This is a genomic window from Gloeomargarita sp. SRBZ-1_bins_9, assembly GCA_039794565.1.
Lineage (GTDB): Bacteria > Cyanobacteriota > Cyanobacteriia > Gloeomargaritales > Gloeomargaritaceae > Gloeomargarita.
In genome coordinates this window covers 189,025-202,493 of the sequence record JAUQVX010000003.1, presented here as the reverse complement: position 1 = coordinate 202,493, position 13,469 = coordinate 189,025, and the positions used below count along the sequence as shown (strand labels likewise).

General features: G+C 61.2%; 15 protein-coding genes. 6 read left to right on the top strand and 9 right to left on the bottom strand.

Features of this window, described 5'->3' with window-relative positions:
• Nucleotides 1-9: 9 nt before the first annotated feature.
• Nucleotides 10-714, top strand: a complete 705-nt coding sequence (locus Q6L55_05170) for a HEAT repeat domain-containing protein (GenBank protein ID MEN9258107.1) — start codon at nt 10-12, stop codon at nt 712-714.
• On the opposite strand, the gene Q6L55_05165 is transcribed toward Q6L55_05170, so the two are convergent.
• Nucleotides 662-1,894, bottom strand: coding sequence for a HAMP domain-containing sensor histidine kinase (locus Q6L55_05165; GenBank protein ID MEN9258106.1), 1,233 nt, complete (start codon nt 1,892-1,894; stop codon nt 662-664). The two genes, Q6L55_05170 and Q6L55_05165, sit on opposite strands and share 53 nt — an antisense overlap.
• Before the next feature lie 20 nt (nt 1,895-1,914).
• Nucleotides 1,915-4,104 (bottom strand): PBP1A family penicillin-binding protein, encoded by a 2,190-nt coding sequence (locus Q6L55_05160; protein ID MEN9258105.1) that lies wholly within the window; start codon nt 4,102-4,104, stop codon nt 1,915-1,917.
• A 267-nt stretch (nt 4,105-4,371) separates the two neighbouring features.
• On the opposite strand from Q6L55_05160, the gene Q6L55_05155 reads away from it, so the two are divergent.
• A complete protein-coding gene (locus Q6L55_05155) occupies nt 4,372-4,674 on the top strand; it encodes a ferredoxin (GenBank protein ID MEN9258104.1) in 303 nt (100 codons plus the stop codon).
• Here the strand turns inward: Q6L55_05155 and fmt are convergent, their stop codons facing one another.
• The 5 genes from fmt to Q6L55_05130 all read right to left on the bottom strand — a co-directional run bounded on the left by fmt (nt 4,675) and on the right by Q6L55_05130 (nt 8,451).
• On the bottom strand, nt 4,675-5,685 hold the full coding sequence (gene fmt, locus Q6L55_05150; protein MEN9258103.1) for a methionyl-tRNA formyltransferase: 1,011 nt from the start codon (nt 5,683-5,685) through the stop codon (nt 4,675-4,677).
• A complete protein-coding gene (patD, locus tag Q6L55_05145) occupies nt 5,678-5,995 on the bottom strand; it encodes a heterocyst frequency control protein PatD (GenBank protein ID MEN9258102.1) in 318 nt (105 codons plus the stop codon). The genes fmt and patD overlap by 8 nt, the downstream gene beginning before the upstream one ends.
• Nucleotides 5,995-7,263, bottom strand: coding sequence for a histidine--tRNA ligase (hisS, locus tag Q6L55_05140; GenBank protein ID MEN9258101.1), 1,269 nt, complete (start codon nt 7,261-7,263; stop codon nt 5,995-5,997). Before hisS ends, patD begins: the two co-directional genes overlap by 1 nt.
• A 47-nt stretch (nt 7,264-7,310) precedes the next feature.
• Nucleotides 7,311-7,982: a peroxiredoxin gene (locus Q6L55_05135; protein MEN9258100.1), complete on the bottom strand. Its 672-nt coding sequence runs from the start codon at nt 7,980-7,982 to the stop codon at nt 7,311-7,313.
• A 76-nt stretch (nt 7,983-8,058) separates the two neighbouring features.
• Nucleotides 8,059-8,451: a hypothetical protein gene (locus Q6L55_05130; GenBank protein ID MEN9258099.1), complete on the bottom strand. Its 393-nt coding sequence runs from the start codon at nt 8,449-8,451 to the stop codon at nt 8,059-8,061.
• Between Q6L55_05130 and Q6L55_05125 the strand changes: the two genes are divergently transcribed.
• The 3 genes from Q6L55_05125 to mraY are packed head-to-tail and all read left to right on the top strand — an operon-like array spanning nt 8,450 to nt 10,157.
• On the top strand, nt 8,450-8,698 hold the full coding sequence (locus tag Q6L55_05125; protein MEN9258098.1) for a DUF6439 family protein: 249 nt from the start codon (nt 8,450-8,452) through the stop codon (nt 8,696-8,698). The genes Q6L55_05130 and Q6L55_05125 overlap by 2 nt on opposite strands.
• Nucleotides 8,699-8,741: 43 nt before the next feature.
• Nucleotides 8,742-9,041, top strand: coding sequence for a DUF3134 family protein (locus Q6L55_05120; GenBank protein MEN9258097.1), 300 nt, complete (start codon nt 8,742-8,744; stop codon nt 9,039-9,041).
• A gap of 45 nt (nt 9,042-9,086) precedes the next feature.
• Nucleotides 9,087-10,157, top strand: a complete 1,071-nt coding sequence (gene mraY / locus Q6L55_05115) for a phospho-N-acetylmuramoyl-pentapeptide-transferase (protein ID MEN9258096.1) — start codon at nt 9,087-9,089, stop codon at nt 10,155-10,157.
• Here mraY and acs read toward each other — a convergent pair.
• The gene (gene acs, locus Q6L55_05110; GenBank protein ID MEN9258095.1) at nt 10,143-12,107 is read right to left on the bottom strand and encodes an acetate--CoA ligase; all 1,965 of its coding nucleotides are present in this window, start codon (nt 12,105-12,107) and stop codon (nt 10,143-10,145) included. The genes mraY and acs overlap by 15 nt on opposite strands.
• Before the next feature lie 182 nt (nt 12,108-12,289).
• Here acs and Q6L55_05105 point away from each other — a divergent pair, with 182 nt between their 5' ends.
• Nucleotides 12,290-12,631, top strand: coding sequence for a thioredoxin domain-containing protein (locus tag Q6L55_05105; GenBank protein ID MEN9258094.1), 342 nt, complete (start codon nt 12,290-12,292; stop codon nt 12,629-12,631).
• On the opposite strand, the gene Q6L55_05100 is transcribed toward Q6L55_05105, so the two are convergent.
• Nucleotides 12,628-13,158 carry a M15 family metallopeptidase gene (locus Q6L55_05100; GenBank protein MEN9258093.1) on the bottom strand — a complete coding sequence of 177 codons (531 nt, stop codon included), beginning with the start codon at nt 13,156-13,158 and terminating at the stop codon, nt 12,628-12,630. The genes Q6L55_05105 and Q6L55_05100 overlap by 4 nt on opposite strands.
• Nucleotides 13,159-13,469 lie beyond the last annotated feature (311 nt).

The window sequence follows — 13,469 nt, the reverse complement described above, 5'->3', positions numbered from 1 at the left end:
CGCTTGACCATGTTCAGCGACGAGACCCCCGACCTGGCCAGTCCCCTGGACGATTGGCAGGAGACCCCGCAACCGGACCCGGAGGTGATGCTGGCCCAACTGACGGCGGCTGACCCCTGGCAACGGATGCAAGCGGCCCGGGCTTTTTGTGAACTCCAGGACCTGCGGGCGGGGGAGCGGCTGATTCCCCTGCTCCAGGATGCCTGTCCTTTGGTGCGCCTGAGTGCTGCTTACGCCCTGGGCCGTAACCCCACCCCGGCAGCGGTGGAACCCCTGATGCAGCAATGGCGTCGGGAGGCCAACGGCTACGTGCGCAAGGGCATCATTTGGGCGCTGGGCTACAGCCGGGATGGGCGGGCCGTTACCACCGTTCTCCAGGCCCTGCAGGGGGATATTCCCGCCGTACGGCTGTGGGCAGCCAGCGCTCTAGTTCCCCTGTTACAAACCCACCGGGACTTACTCCCACGGGTGGTGCCGGTCCTTTGCCAAGCCCTGCAACGGGACCCAGTGGCGGCGGTGCGCAGCAATTGCACCTGGGCACTGGGCCAATTGCCGGTGGACCAGTTGCCGGAAGCCTTGTATTTGCAGGTGGTGGAAACCCTGCGGGCGGGACTCCAGGATGGAGACGCGGGGGTACGGGACGACAGTTGGACGGCTTTACTCAATTTGGGCGTGACGGCGGGGTTGCCGGCTCCCGATGAATTGCCCCTTTGAACCGGGGGAGGGTGATGGTCACCCGCGTACCTTGCCCCGGTTGGCTGTGGAGTTGGATGCTGCCTCGATGGACCTGGACAATGCTGCGGGCGATGGCTAACCCCAAGCCGGTGCCGCCCCCCCATTCCCGCGCCCGGTCCACCCGGTAAAAGCGGTCAAATACCCGCGGCAGGTCCTGGGGCGGAATGCCCACACCCGTATCCTGCACCTCAATCACCACATCCTGGCCATCGCCATGGCAGCGCACGGTCACCTGACCCCCTGGGGGCGTGTATTGCCAGGCGTTGCGTACCACGTTGGTCAATAGGCGCAGCAACTGGGAGCGATTCCCCCACACCCACAGCGGCTCCGGCCCTAGCTCCGCCTGCATCGGCACCCCCTTTGCTGACGCGAACACTTGCTGTTCGGCCAAGACCTCCTTGACTACATCATTGACTCGGCAGGGTTCCCCCACCCCCAAGCCTTGGGTCTCCTGCCGCGCCAGGAAGAGTAAGTCATCCACCAGGCGCCCCAACCGTTGAATGAGGTGACCCATGGCCCGGATGGGGGGCTGGTCGCCGTACTGACTATGGACCAACTCCCAATTCATCTGTAAACTGGCCAGGGGACTGCGCAGCTCGTGGGAGGCATCCGCCGTAAATTGCTCCAGTTGCTGATAAGACTGGCGCACCGGAGCTAGGGCTAGCCCTGCCAGAAACCAGCCCGCCACCGCCACCACCATCAAGGCCAGGACTCCCCCGACCGTCAAGTCCACCAGCAGTTGCCGGACCGGTTTAGTCACCTCAAACCAGGGATGGCTCACCCGCAGATACCCCAGCAATTCTCCGTCTCGATAGATGGGCTGGGTCACCTGACGCAGGGCTTCTCCAGCCCCAATGCTCACCGTTTCCCGCCAGGGTCCCGGATGCAACGGCGGCACCACCGTCATATCCAACGTGCTCCACAGGCGCTCCCCCGTCGGCGCAAACCACTCCAGAGCCACCTGGTCCTCCTGGACATCCGTGGGCCACACCGGGGGCTGCTGGGGCAAAGTCGCCTGTACCACCTCCACCACGTGGTCCAACGTGTCGTCAATGCGATCGCTGAGGGTCGCCTGCACATAGCCATAACCCGCCACGGCAAACAACACCACCAGTACCGCCGTCACCCCCGTGTACCACAGGGCCAAACGCCGGCGCATTCGACCAAAGAGGGGATCACTCATAGACCACTCATATACTCCCCCCAAAGTTGAGCCGCCAAGCTGCTGCTGCCCCGCGTCGGTTGGTTGTTGTCATTCCCCAACCAAATGCCCGTGACCAGGCCCCCGGGAATATACCCCACGAACCACAGGTCCCGCGCCTCATTGGTGGTGCCGGTTTTGCCCGCCTCCCCCCGCCCAAGAAAGGCCGCCCTCCCGGTTCCCTGGGTCACCACCGCCTGTAACATTTGGGTTAGGGTCACGGCCACTTCCGGCGCGATCACCGGTTCCCCCTGGGGCGCGCGATAAATTTCCCGGCAGGTGTCTGGGCGCTGGGGGTGGGTGCAATCGCTGCTGTCGCGGATGCGGGTGATGGTATGGGGCAAAACTCTGACCCCTTGATTGGCCAACACCGCAAACGCCCCTGTCATCTCCCACAGGGTGACTTCGCTTTGGCCCAGCACCAACCCCGGTACCGGATTCAGGGGAGACGCTACCCCCAACTTACGCGCCCAGTGCACCACCGTCGGCAAGCCCACCTGTTGCGCCAACCGCAGGGCAATCACGTTTTCCGATAGGGCCAGCCCCTGGGTTAAGTCCAAAGGCGCGCTCCCGGAGCGACAACCGGCAAAGGATACCCCCTGCCACACCAGCGGCGAGCAATCCAGGACTAACCCCGGCGAAATCCCCTGCTCCAGGGCCGCCCCATAGACAAACACCTTGAACACCGACCCCGGTTGCCGCTGCGCCTGGGTTACCCGGTTGTACTGGCTCTGGCGATAGTCCCGCCCCCCCACCAGGGCCAAAACGCCTCCTGTTGGAACATCCAGCGTCACCAGCGCCCCTTGGTCAAAGCCGTAGCTGCTTCCGTAGGTAGCCACAAACTGCGCCAAGTACTGCTCCGCCCGTTTTTGCGCCTGGACATCCAGAGTCGTTTCCACAAAAAAATTTCCTTCCTGGGCCAGTTGTTGCCCCAACAGTTGCTGCAATTCCGCCAATACCGTGTCGTAGAAGTAGGGGGCCATCGTGCTTTGCAGATTCGCCTTCGCCCGGGGACTAATTTCGATGCGGGAGCGGCGGGCGCGTTTAGCCTCCACCGCCGTAATCATCCCCTGGGCCTCCATGCGGTCAATCACCCGGTTGCGCAAAGCCAGGGCCGTGTCGTAATCCTTGACCGGGTTAAAGCGGTTGGGCGCCGGTAACAGGGCCACCAGCGTTGCCGCCTCCGCCAGGGTCAAATCCCGCGCCGATTTGTCGAAGTAAAACCGGGCCGCGTCCTCAAACCCATAGCCGGCCACCCCCACATACACCTTATTCAGGTACGCCGTCAGGATGGTTTTTTTGTCGTAGTGGGCCTCCAGTTTCAGGGCCACCACCATTTCCCGGAACTTGCGCCCAAGGGAATCCTCCGTGCCCACATAGTCCCGAAACAGGCTCCGGGCCACCTGTTGCGTGATGGTGCTCGCCCCTTCCCGTACCTCCCCGCCAGTGAGATTCACCACCATCGCCCGCAGAATGCCGATGGGGTCCACCCCCGGGTGCCAGTAAAAGCGACTGTCCTCGGAGGCGATCACCGCCTTGGGTAAGTAGGGGGAAAAGTCCTCCAGTCGGGCCAGCTCCCGGTGTTCCGGTCGCCAGGGGGGCGTCAGGGGTGTCTGGCCATCCCGGGCCACAACGACCAAAGGTCCCTGAGGGCCACTGGGCAAAGGCGTCACATCCACCTTGGGCCACTCCAGGGCAACTGCCGCCGCCAGCCCTGCCACAGCCAAGCCCAATCCCCCCAAGGCATAACGCAGCGCCCGCACATACCAAGGCGGTGGGTCGTCGTACACCACCTGCACCACTTGCGCCAATTGGGGCGGCCCCAGGGTCAAACGGTCCCCATGGCGCAGGACGTGCTGTTCAACCGGTCGTCGGCCCCGGTAAGTTCCGTTCGTGGATTTTTGGTCCACCCACACGTAGCGCCGTCCCCGCCGTTGCACCAGGGCATGGACCTGGCTGACCAGCTCCGACCGCACGGGAATATCGCAATTGCGCCGGCTGCGCCCCAAAAAGTATTGCTCGGCGACGAGGGGAATCACCTCCGGTTCCGGGGTGTTGGGGTAGTAAATCAATAACTTGGGCACCCGGGCACCCGGCCGGACCAGCGCTTTCCCGGCATAAAAGGTTTGCAGAATCTGGCTAAACCCAAAGCGCGACGGCGTGGTCATGGGCTTGTCTCTGCCTGTGATTGCCATTGTAACCAGCTTGACCAAAGCCCTCATGATCCGGCGACGGTGACCCGGCCCTGGGGGTTTCCCGTCCCATTCTGGTAACCCTGATAACCAAACCGCCGGCCCACCTATAAGAAAACCTAGGGATAAATCCGCCTTTGATTACAAATCCCGTTGAGTGGGGACAAGTGGTGTCATCCGTTCTATGGTGATGAATGGGGTGTATCCCCTGTCTGCGATCATCCATTCAGAGGAGAATCTCCTATGGCGACGTACAAGGTGCGGTTGGTCAATCCCGATCTGGGGATCGATACCACCATTGACTGCCCGGATGACGAGTACATCCTGGATGCGGCCGAAAGCGCCGGCTTGGATTTACCCTACTCCTGCCGGGCGGGGGCTTGCTCCACTTGCGCGGGGAAGTTGCTGGAAGGGTCACCCCCCGACCAATCGGACCAGTCCTTCTTGGATGACGACCAAATTAGCCAAGGGTACGTGCTGACCTGTGTGGCCTACCCCACGGGCGACTGCACCATCCTCACCCACCAGGAAGAAAACCTGTACTAACTAGGTCTCCAGGGGGGGAAGGGTAGCCCACTTCTCCCCTATCTCCAGCCGCAGGCCATTGACCCAATCCTGGCCGGACATGGTCTTTTTGCCCGCTGGCTGTACGATTTGCAGCAATAGATGTCCTTCGCCTGTAGTGACCACAGGGCCCCATTTTTTCAGCAGGGCCACGACTGTACCTGGCGCCTCCCCTAGGGGCAAATCCGGCAGCACCAACGTGGGAAACCGCGCCTGCACTTGGGGCCACACCGACGACACCAGGGGGATGGTTTGCAGCACCTTCACCCGCTGCCCCCGGAACTGACCAAAGCACTCCGGGTAAAAGCCCCGCACCTGGTTGTGGAGCGCCAGGGCCGGCCGTCGCCAATCCAGCAGGTAGTGCTCGGGGCGCAGCAGGGGGGCATAGGTAGCTTGCCGCTCATCTTGGGGGATGGGGGTCAGCTCCGGTAGCCGGTGCAACGTCTCCACTAGTAACTCAGCGGTTAATTGGGCCAATTGACCCCATAGCGTTGGCAAGTTTGTAAACAAATCCACCGGCACCGACCGCTGCAACAAAAGAGGGCCTGTGTCCATGCCAGCGTCCATCTGCATGGTGGTCACACCGGTTTCCTTCTCCCCGTGATACAAGGCCCATTGGATAGGGGCGGCCCCCCGGTACTTGGGCAGTAAGGAGGCATGGCCGTTAATGCACCCCCAGCGCGGCAGAGCCAACACCTCCGGCGGCAGGATTTGCCCAAAGGCCACCACAACAAACACATCCGCCTCCAATGCCCGCAGAGCCGCCAGGATTTCCGGGGCACGGCGCAGGCGTTCGGGTTGCCAGCAGGGCAGGGCGTATTGCTGGGCCAGGGTTTTCACCGGCGATGGCTGCACTTTTTGCCCTCGTCCCTGGGGTTGGTCCGGTTGGGTCACCACCCCCACCACCTGAAACGCCGGTTCCCGGAGCAGCGCCTGCAACGTCGGTATAGCAAAATCCGGCGTCCCGAAAAACACCACCCGCTGCCTAGCCATCCCCCATGCCCGCCAACTGGTCTAGGTAGCTCTGTAAAAGCTGCAACCGCTGCTGCATCTGTTGCCGGCGCTGGGCCTGGGTTATCGGTTGCCGGGCCGCCTGCCAAAACAGCACATCCGTCTTAAGCAGGTGCAACTGCTTGTGGATTTCCACCACCAGGGAACAGGCCGCCGGCGACAACTCCGGAAACGTGGGGGGAATAGCCGCAATGAAGCGCTCAAGTTCCGGCATTACCCCGGCGCTGGCAACCCCCTGGCCCCAGTCCTCCACAAAGGCCTGCAGTTCCCGGTAAATCCCCGGCAGCGCCATTAGCCCACCTTATCCCGCCACCGCTCCAGCCGCAGCAACCCCGCCGGAAAATCCACCATCTCCTGCACCCCCGTAGCCAACCACTTCACCAGCACCTGCCCCATCGCCGCCTCCGCCTCCCCGATGATCACACAGGCTTTGCTCCCCAACCTATCGGCCCGCTTGAGCTGCTTACCCACCGAGCTGGCTGTCAAATCCATTTCCACCCGCAGCCCCAACTGCCGCAGTTTTTGCGCCACCTGCAAGGCCAACGCCCCCGTTCCCGCCCCAAAGGCCGCCACATACACATCCGGCCCCGCTACCGTCACCTCCCCCTGCTGTTGTAGGAGCGTTATCAGGCGTTCTAGGCCCATGGCCCACCCCACTGCCGGCGTCGGCGGTCCCCCCAGGGTGGCCACCAAACCGTCGTAGCGCCCCCCCCCCACAACCGCTGCCTGCGCCCCTAGGGCCGTCGTGGTGATTTCAAAGGCCGTCCGGGTGTAGTAATCCAGGCCGCGCACCAGCCGGGGATTGAGCACGTAATCGATCCCCAACGCCCCCAATCCCGCCTGCACCTGGGCCAAGTGCTCCTGGGCCGCTGGACTCAGGTAATCCGGCAAGCGGGGGGCCTCCTGCAAAATCGCCTGCGTCTTGGGGTCTTTGCTGTCGAGAATGCGCAGGGGATTTTTGTGCAAACGCACTTGGGAATCCGGGTCCAGCTCCTGGGCATAGGGCGTCAGGTAGTCCACCAGCGCCGCCCGGTACCGCTGCCGGTCCTCCGGGTCCCCCACGGAATTCAGCTCCAGGGTCAGCCCCGTCACCCCCAACCCCTGCAACAGCTCCAGCGCCAGGGCGATGACCTCCACATCCGCGCGGGGGTCCTCACTGCCAAAAACCTCCACCCCCAACTGGTGGAACTGGCGGTAGCGCCCGGCCTGGGGACGTTCGTAGCGGAACATCGGCCCCAAATACCAGTAGCGCTGCACCCCCAGGTGAAACCACTTGTGTTCGATGAAGCTGCGCACCACCCCTGCCGTGCCCTCAGGCCGCAACGTCAAGCTGCGATTCCCCCGGTCGGTGAAGGTGTACATCTCCTTACTGACGATGTCCGTCCCCTCCCCGATCCCCCGGCTGAATAGCTCCGTCGCCTCAAAAATGGGGGTGCGAATCTCCTGGTAGCAGGCCCGCGTCAAGACCTCCCGCGCCTGCTGCTCGACCCGTTGCCAAAGGAGTACTTCCGCCCCCCAGATGTCCCGCGTCCCGCGGCTGGCCTGGAGTGGTTCGCCCATGCATCCCCGTTAACCTCGACCCCCTATTTTTAGCACAGCAACGGGGGTTACAGGTCTTTTTTCACTAGGTAGAAGTCCACCTTTTCGGGATAATTGCCTTCCCGACGCTGGCGCAATTCCTCCACCGTCTTCGGGGGCGGCTCGATCACCCGTTCCCCCTTGTGCCAGTTCGCCGGCGTCGCCACCTTGTACTCCCGACTAGTTTGCAGGGAATCCAGCAGGCGCAGCAACTCATCCAAATTCCGCCCGTTGGTCAAGGGGTAATACACCAGAGCTTGGATGATGCCGTCCGGGTCAATGAAAAACACCGCCCGCACCGTCGCCGTGGAACTGGCCCCTGGGTGGATCATCCCGTACAGGCTCGACACCTTCATATCAATGTCGGCGATGATGGGGAAGGGCAACTCGATACCAAAGTTTTGGCGGATATTCTCCAACCAAGCAATGTGGGAATGGATGCTATCCACGCTCAACCCCAACAGCTTGGCATTGCGCTTTTCAAATTCCTCGTTCAGCTTGGCCAGGCCCACCATCTCCGTCGTACACACGGGCGTGAAATCCGCTGGGTGGGAAAACAAAATCACCCAGTGGCCCCGGTAATCCGACAGCCTTTTTACCCCATGGGTGGTCATCACCTCAAAATCCGGCGCCGGGTCCCCAATTCGCGGAATCGGCTTTAACTCCACCGTCGCTTGCGTCATGGCACACCTCCGACTCATTTTCCGTAGTCATTTCGACTACAGATTTTAACTATAGCGGCAAAGGGGTCTCTAGGGAGCCAAGCTTAAGGGAGTTTTAAGCACTGCCGGCCCACCACCGTTGCAAAGCCACCCCTAGCAGCAGGCCCAGACCGCCGAAGCGCACCGCCTGCCAAAAGGGTTGTTTGAAGCTGCTCCAAGTCAGCAGATGGCTTTCTAGGATCAGTTCCAGTTCCGCCAGTTGTTTTTGGATCTGTTGCAGTTCCGCTTGAGCTTCCCGGTCCTGGTGGCGGCGCAGGTACTCCCGAATTTGCGCTTGCCGGTGGCGCAGTTCCGCCTGGGTGGAGCGGGCCTGTTGAATCTGGGCATAACGGGCCTTCAGGGCGGCCAGCTCCTGTTCCACCTGGGCCAGGGCCTGCTCCCACTCGCTGAAATCCACCGCTTCCCCCACCCGCGCTACAATGGAAACCAGTTTTGATTGTATCCCCATGTGGGCAGCGGACGCCGAAACCCGGCAATTGGCGCAGGCGTTGTGTGACCGGTTGCGCATCTCGCCCGAGCAGTGGCACCGCCTTAAAGGCAACCGCCAGGCCCGGGCCGCGGAACAGTTGGCTGCCGCCTTGAATTATCTACTCCACGACCGGCCCGATCAAGCCCTCCCATACCTCCAACAGGCCCAGGGGTGGTTAGACCGCTCGGTTCAACCGTTGCCCTGTCCTGAGCACAGTAGCCCTTGAATTTTGTTATCCTAGGCTATTGGCCTTTTACTGCAGGACATTCATGAGTACACCTGAGTCCTCCACCTTAAATCCCCTGGACGAACCGCCGCTGGTGATTCCTACCCTCCGGGAAATCCCCATTGACCAACCGGCGGATGTCATCCCCACCCCGGCGAACGCTTCCATCTTGAACTGGTTGGAGTCCATTGGCCGGATTGACGCCAGCCCGGTGGGGGATTATCGGTCCCTGTTGGATGAAGATGGGGAAGGCTTAGATGAGTTGACCGGCGACGAGGACGAACTCTACGACGATGAGGACCTGGAGGAGGACTTGTTAGGGGAAGAGGAGGAAGAGTTCTAACCGCTGGGTTAGAATGCAGACGGCGTAAGCGGCCAGGGTTAGCCCATGATGACCTCTCTTCCCTCTGGCTGGTTGGTTCTGGGGTTAGCAGCACTACTACTGCTGGTATTGGGATGGATGACTCCCCAGGTCCCTTGGTTGGTCCTGACCCTAGGGCTGGCTACCGGTGGCGCGGCCCTGGCCGGATACCTGGCTTTGCCCTGGTTACGCCGGCTGAAGTTGGGGCAGGTGATTCGCCGGGAGGGTCCCCAAGCTCACCTGAAAAAAGCCGGGACGCCGACCATGGGGGGGATTTTTTTTCTGCCGGTGGCGGTGCTGGTGACGTTGGGGGTGCTGGCTGGCCAAGGTCAGACCCTATCGGCGCTGGGTTGGGCCGTAGTGATACTCACGTTGATCTACGGAGCCATCGGCGCCCTGGACGATGCCCTCATCCTGCTGACCCAGTCCAACCAGGGGTTAGCGCCCCGCCAGAAACTGTCCTTGCAAATCTTAGCAGCGGTGGGATGGACCCTGTGGCTGTGGTGGCAAGGCGACCTACCAACCACTATTGCCCTGCCCTGGAACATCACGCTGGATTTGGGGGTGTGGTTTTGGCTGCTGGTGGGTTTTGTACCGGTGGCCCAGAGCAACGCGGTGAATCTCACCGATGGTCTCGACGGGTTGGCGGCGGGGACCTGTGGGGTGGCGTTAACCGGTCTGGGGATAGCCTGTGCCTCGACCCATCCTGACCTCAGCGTGTTCGCTGTAGCCCTGGCCGGCGCCTGTTTAGGGTTTCTGGTGCATAACCACCATCCGGCCCGGGTGTTCATGGGAGATACGGGTTCCCTCGCCCTGGGCGGAGCGCTGGCGGCCATTGGCATCGTCACCCAGCAGTTATGGCTGTTGCTGGTGCTGAGCCTGTTGTTTGTGTGGGAGACCGTCACCGTCATGGCCCAGGTGTGGTATTTCAAGGCCACCAAGGGACCGGATGGGGTGGGCAAGCGCCTGTTTAAGATGACGCCCTACCACCACCACCTGGAGCTGAGCGGCTGGACGGAAACCCAAATCGTGGCCCTGTTTTGGGGTTTAGAGACCCTATTGCTGGGTGGCTGGTTGTTCGGCTCACATCTCGCGTAGGGCTTCCAGGACGTTTCGGTCCTCCAGGGTGGACAGATCGCCGCTAGGGGCTTCTCCCGCCGCAATCGCCCGCAACAGTCGCCGCATGATTTTGCCGGAGCGGGTCTTAGGCAGGGCATCGGTAAAAGTCAGGTCACTGGGTCGGGCAAGGGCACCAATTTGTTGTACCACATGGTCCAGGAGTTCTTGCTTCAGGGCTTCGCTGGGCTGGTAGTGGCTTTCTAAGACCACAAACGCCACCACCGCCTCCCCCTTGAGTTCGTCGGGACGGCCTACCACCGCTGCTTCTGCTACCGCCGGGTGGGACACCAGCGCCGATTCGATTTCCATCGTCCCCAGCCGATGCCCCGCCACGTTAATCACATCATCCACCCGCCCCATGACCCAGAAATAGCCATCCTCATCCCGGCGCGCGCCATCGCCGCTGAAGTAGAAGTATTGGCCATCCCGGGGCGGGATTTGCTCCCAGTAGGTGCGGCGGAAGCGCTCCTCGTCCTGGTAAACCGTGCGCATCATTCCCGGCCAGGGGTGGGTAATGACCAGGTAACCCCCTTGGTTGACGGCCACCGGATTCCCCTGGCGGTCTACTACCTGCGCCTGAATCCCTGGCAGGGGCAAGGTTGCCGAACCCGGTTTGGTGGGAGTTGCCCCTGGCAAGGGCGCAATCAGGATCCCCCCTGTTTCCGTCTGCCACCAGGTATCCACGATGGGGCAACGCTCCCCGCCGATCACCCGGTAATACCACATCCAGGCTTCCGGGTTAATCGGCTCCCCCACCGTCCCCAGCAACCGCAGCGAGGACAAATCCCGCGCCCGGGGGTGTTCTTCTCCCATCTTGATAAACGCCCGGATAGCCGTGGGCGCCGTATAGAAAATCGTCACCCGGTGCTGCTGGATCACATCCCAAAAACACCCCGGATTACCCGTGTGGGGGGCACCCTCATACATCACCGTCGTTGCCCCGTTCGACAGCGGTCCATAGACTACATAACTGTGTCCCGTGATCCACCCCACATCCGCCGTACACCAATAGACGTCCTCCTCCTGCAGGTCAAACACCCATTGGGCCGTGATGTGGGTATAGAGGTTGTAGCCGGCGGTGGTATGGACAATGCCCTTCGGTTTCCCTGTGGTGCCGGACGTATAGAGGATAAACAACATTTGCTCACTGTCCTGGGGTTCTGCCGGGCAGTCTGGGGAAACCTGCGCTTCTAACTCGTGCCACCAGACATCCCGCCGGGGGTCCATGGCGCAATCCCCTGCCCGTCGCACCACGATCACCCGTTCCACCGACGGCACCCGGTCATCCGCCAACGCCACATCCACCTGGGGTTTTAAGGGCACCACCTGTCCTTTACGCCAACCCCCGTCGGCCGTGATCACCACCTTCGTCTGGGCCGCCCGCAGCCGTTCCCTGAGGGCCTCCGCGCTGAATCCCCCAAACACCACCGTATGGGCTGCGCCAATGCGAGTGCACGCCAGCATAGCCATCGCCGCTTCAGGGATCATGGGCAAGTAAATCCCTACCCGGTCGCCCCGTTGCACTCCCAATTGCTTGAGGGCATTGGCCCAACGACCGACCGCCTGGTGCAATTGTTCATAGGTAATGACCCGCACCTCCCCCGGTTCCCCCTGCCAAATAATCGCCGGTTTCCTGCGCCGGGGCGTGGCCAGATGCCGGTCCAGACAGTTATAGGACACATTGATTTGCCCGCCGACAAACCACCGGGCCTTGGGGGGTTGCCAATCCAGCACCTGCTCCCAACGGCGGAACCAGTGCAACTCCTGTTCGGCCAAGGCAGCCCAAAAGCCCTGGGGGTCCTGGGCAAACCGGTCGCACAACTGCCGGTATTGGTCCAAAGAAGCGATCCGGGCGCGACTGCGAAAGGACTCGGGTGGGAAAAACCGCCGTTGCTCCTGCAAAACCGACTCAATCAGCGCCTCGGTCATCGTCGCTTCTAGAACCCACTTTAGACTATAGTACCGGATGAGCTGCCGGTCGAACCAGGACCTAAAATCTATTCCGTCGTTTAAGAAAATTTTGCATTTTAGTCGATCCCGGACCCTAGCACTTTGATCCCTGACCTGTTATGATCAGGGCAATTTAATAAACCCCGTTAGGAATCACCCCTGTGAAACCGATTTCAGAAACCGATTTTGATCAGCGCGTATTGCGGTCGCCCCTACCTACCCTTGTTCACTTTTACGCTCCCTGGTGCGGCCTATGCCGGTTGGTTGATCCGCTGCTATTGCAACTACAAAAGCAGTACGGTGAGCAGTTGCAGGTAGTTAGGGTTAATGCGGACAGCAGCCTGCGGTTAGCCAACCGTTACCGTTTACGCATGTTACCTACCCTGCTGCTGGTACGCAATGGGGAGATATGGCAGCGCTGGGAGACATTCCAGAGTCGGGATCAGCTCTATCAGCAGCTGCAGCAGGCGGTCCAGGCGATTTTAGCTACACCTCTGGTCTAGCGGGCGGCGGCAAAAACCTGGCGGGCGTAGGCTGAACCTACATAGCGCCAGTGCCAAGGTTCGAACATCACCCCTTGAGGATTGTTGGGGGGAAACGAGAGTTCAAAGCCGTACTGGTGGGCGTGTTGCTGCAACCACCGGTAAACCGGACTTTGTCCAAAACTCTCGGTAACGTCCCTTTCCCCCCTAGCCGCAGCGGCACCATCCCCCAAATCAATGGCCAAACCGGTGTGATGTTCGCTGTAGCCGGGGGGAGCGCTAATGCGAGCAGCAGCCATTTCTGACCCCTGTTTTTGGACTTGTCGTTGAAACAACTGGGCCTGGTAATCCACGGTGCGAAACCCCGAAATGGGGATGATCCACAAACCCTCATCGCGGGCGGCATTCAGCAGGCGAAACAGCGCCAGAGCAGCTTCCCTTTCCATTTCCACATAGCGTTGATACTGCCCCCGCCCATAGCTAGCCACCACAATCAAGCGGTCACGACTGATTTCTGCATAGGGGAAATGGCCATATTTCGGCGCCATAGAAACAGGAGTTTCCGGAGTTGGGGTTGGCATCCTTGTCGGTGGTGTAACAGGGGGAGAACTAGGCGGTGATTGAACTTGATAGCTTCTTTGATAATTTAAGGCAGAAGCGGTAGAAATAACAACCACCAACGCCACGACAAACCCCCAGGCAAACCATCCCCAGAAAGACCCCTGCCGTCCCATGGCTGTCTCAGTAACACCCCAGTCGTTATTGTAGGGGCATCGTCCACCCCCAAATTAGCGAATACGCCAACGCCTTTAGCAGCCGGAATTCAGGAGTTGCAAGAAGCCCAGGCCTGCACGGCTGA

Coding starts and splice junctions, on each gene's coding strand:
- Q6L55_05170 (MEN9258107.1), top strand. CDS start 10: ATGTTCAGCGACGAGACCCCCGACCTGGCCAGTCCCCTGGACGATTGG.
- Q6L55_05165 (MEN9258106.1), bottom strand. CDS start 1,894: ATGCGCCGGCGTTTGGCCCTGTGGTACACGGGGGTGACGGCGGTACTG.
- Q6L55_05160 (MEN9258105.1), bottom strand. CDS start 4,104: ATGACCACGCCGTCGCGCTTTGGGTTTAGCCAGATTCTGCAAACCTTT.
- Q6L55_05155 (MEN9258104.1), top strand. CDS start 4,372: ATGGCGACGTACAAGGTGCGGTTGGTCAATCCCGATCTGGGGATCGAT.
- fmt (MEN9258103.1), bottom strand. CDS start 5,685: ATGGCTAGGCAGCGGGTGGTGTTTTTCGGGACGCCGGATTTTGCTATA.
- patD (MEN9258102.1), bottom strand. CDS start 5,995: ATGGCGCTGCCGGGGATTTACCGGGAACTGCAGGCCTTTGTGGAGGAC.
- hisS (MEN9258101.1), bottom strand. CDS start 7,263: ATGGGCGAACCACTCCAGGCCAGCCGCGGGACGCGGGACATCTGGGGG.
- Q6L55_05135 (MEN9258100.1), bottom strand. CDS start 7,982: ATGAGTCGGAGGTGTGCCATGACGCAAGCGACGGTGGAGTTAAAGCCG.
- Q6L55_05125 (MEN9258098.1), top strand. CDS start 8,450: ATGTGGGCAGCGGACGCCGAAACCCGGCAATTGGCGCAGGCGTTGTGT.
- Q6L55_05130 (MEN9258099.1), bottom strand. CDS start 8,451: ATGGGGATACAATCAAAACTGGTTTCCATTGTAGCGCGGGTGGGGGAA.
- Q6L55_05120 (MEN9258097.1), top strand. CDS start 8,742: ATGAGTACACCTGAGTCCTCCACCTTAAATCCCCTGGACGAACCGCCG.
- mraY (MEN9258096.1), top strand. CDS start 9,087: ATGATGACCTCTCTTCCCTCTGGCTGGTTGGTTCTGGGGTTAGCAGCA.
- acs (MEN9258095.1), bottom strand. CDS start 12,107: ATGACCGAGGCGCTGATTGAGTCGGTTTTGCAGGAGCAACGGCGGTTT.
- Q6L55_05100 (MEN9258093.1), bottom strand. CDS start 13,158: ATGGCGCCGAAATATGGCCATTTCCCCTATGCAGAAATCAGTCGTGAC.